Origin of the sequence: Rhizobium azibense (assembly GCF_004342325.1) — a bacterium.
Classification (GTDB): domain Bacteria; phylum Pseudomonadota; class Alphaproteobacteria; order Rhizobiales; family Rhizobiaceae; genus Rhizobium; species Rhizobium etli_B.
Genome location: NZ_SMBJ01000043.1, coordinates 1 through 2,046, shown reverse-complemented (window position 1 = coordinate 2,046; position 2,046 = coordinate 1). Strand labels below are relative to the sequence as shown.

The window sequence follows — 2,046 nt, the reverse complement described above, 5'->3', positions numbered from 1 at the left end:
CCGATACTTTCGGTCCTTTCGCTGGCAGCGGCGCACAACAAGCCGCTATCGGCGATTGCCGCTTCCTACAATCTTCCGATGGCGGCGGCCGATCGGCTCGAGGACTTCCCCGTCAAGACGAGCGCAAGATTGATGGCCTATCTACGCGCCTCGCCGCAAAACCTGGCGGATTTCCTGGAGCCCGTTGGAAGACCCTCTTCGGCGAGCGACATCGACGGCTTGCGCGTCACGCTGGCCGACAGGCGCATCATCCACTTTCGCCCCTCGGGCAATGCGCCGGAGATGCGCTGCTACGTCGAAGCGCAAACCGAGCATGCCGCAAGCCAGTTGCTTGAAGCCGGACTGAGCCGGATCAGGCAGTGGGCCGGACACAGAACTGATTGAAGAAGACAGAAGATTTTGAGGAAACGCACCCGATGATGCAAAAAATCGTTCCCGTGATCATGGCAGGAGGCAAGGGTACGCGGCTCTGGCCGTTGTCGCGCGCTGCAGCCCCCAAGCAGTTCATTCAGTTCATCGGCGACAAGACGCTGTTTCAGGAAACGCTCGCCCGCGTTTCCGATCCGGCCCTTTACGAAGCACCGATTGTGCTGACCAATGAGGAATTCCGCTTTCTCGTGGCCGAACAGGCCCGCGAACTCAGTCATACGCTAAAGGCAATCCTGCTGGAGCCGGTTGCCCGCAACACCGCGCCCGCCGTTGCCGCCGCTGCCACCCTCGTCGCCGACCTTTTCGGCAAGGACGTGATCATGCACGTCCTTGGCTCGGACTATGAGATCGTCGCCGACCAAAGCTATTTCGACAGCGTCCGCACCGCGCGCGAAACGGCCGCCAGCGGCAAGCTCGTCACCTTCGGCATCCAGCCGAGGGAACCGGCAACCGGCTACGGCTATATCGAAGGCGGCGAGAACCTTTCGACAGGCGCACAGACCGTGAGGCGCTTCATCGAAAAGCCGCCTTTGGACAAGGCAAAGGATATGCTGGCTGCCGGCGGCTTCTACTGGAATTCCGGCATGTTCATGTTCCAGGTGGGAGCGCTTCTTGCGGAAATGCGCAACTATGCGCCCGATGTCGTCGCCGCTGCCGGTGACGCCGTCGCAAGGGCCTCGCGCGATCTCGACTTCACCCGTCTGGACGCCCAATCCTTTGCCAAGGCTCCCAGCATCTCGATCGACTATGCGATCATGGAAAAGACGGCCAATGCCGCAGTCGTGCCCTCGCCCTTCAAATGGTCGGATCTCGGCAGCTGGGATTCGGTCTGGAAAACCGGGACGCGCGACCCGAACGGCAACGTCTCCACCGCCAACACGACGCTTGTCAACAGCCGCAACTCGCTGGTGATGAGCCACGGCGTGCATCTTGCCGTCCAGGGGATGGACGATGTCGCGGTGATCGCCAGTGAGGATGCGGTCTACGTCGGCAAGCTGCAGGACAGCCAGAGCGTCGGCGATCTCGTCAAGACGCTCGCAGCCTTTCCCGCGACCTTCAAGCTGACGGAGACCCATCCGACCTCGTACCGGCCGTGGGGCGGCTATACCTCGATCTTCAACGGCGACCGTTTCCAGGTGAAGCGCATCTTCGTCACACCCGGCAAGAAGCTCTCGCTGCAGAAGCATCACCACCGATCGGAGCATTGGATCGTCGTCAAGGGCACGGCCGAGGTGACGATCGGCGAGAATGTGCAGATGCTGCGGGAAAACGAGTCCGTCTATATCCCGCTCGGCGAGGTGCACCGCCTTTCAAACCCGGGCAAGATCTTGCTCGAACTGATCGAAGTGCAGACCGGCTCCTACCTCGGCGAGGACGATATCATCCGCATCGTCGACGAGTTCGGGCGCAGCTGACAACCGGGCCTGTCTTGAATTTATGACGGTGCGCCTGTAACACGATCGCGTTTTGCCGCCGGCAGGCCGCGGTCGTTTTTGATGAAGGTTATCCCATGCGCATTGTCATGATTGGTTCTGGCTACGTCGGTCTCGTCTCGGGCGCCTGCCTTGCGGATTTCGGCCACCACATCACCTGCGTCGACAAGTCCGAAGCCAAGAT

At 61.0% G+C, this 2,046-nt stretch carries 2 protein-coding genes and 1 pseudogene; all 3 read left to right on the top strand.

Annotation, left to right across the window (positions count from 1 at the left end; genetic code table 11):
* Positions 1–384: pseudogene (locus EV130_RS32390) on the top strand (phosphomannomutase); the annotation flags it as partial.
* Positions 385–416: 32 nt separating this feature from the next.
* Entirely contained in the window at positions 417–1,844 is a 1,428-nt protein-coding gene (locus EV130_RS32385) for a mannose-1-phosphate guanylyltransferase/mannose-6-phosphate isomerase (RefSeq protein ID WP_132662580.1), read from the top strand.
* Positions 1,845–1,939: 95 nt separating this feature from the next.
* The coding region (locus tag EV130_RS32380; protein ID WP_132662579.1) for an NAD-binding protein at positions 1,940–2,046 on the top strand (107 nt) is incomplete at its 3' end.

Bases quoted from the DNA above. Each gene is read 5' to 3' on its own strand.
- EV130_RS32385 (WP_132662580.1), top strand. From the start codon at position 417: ATGATGCAAAAAATCGTTCCCGTGATCATGGCAGGAGGCAAGGGTACG.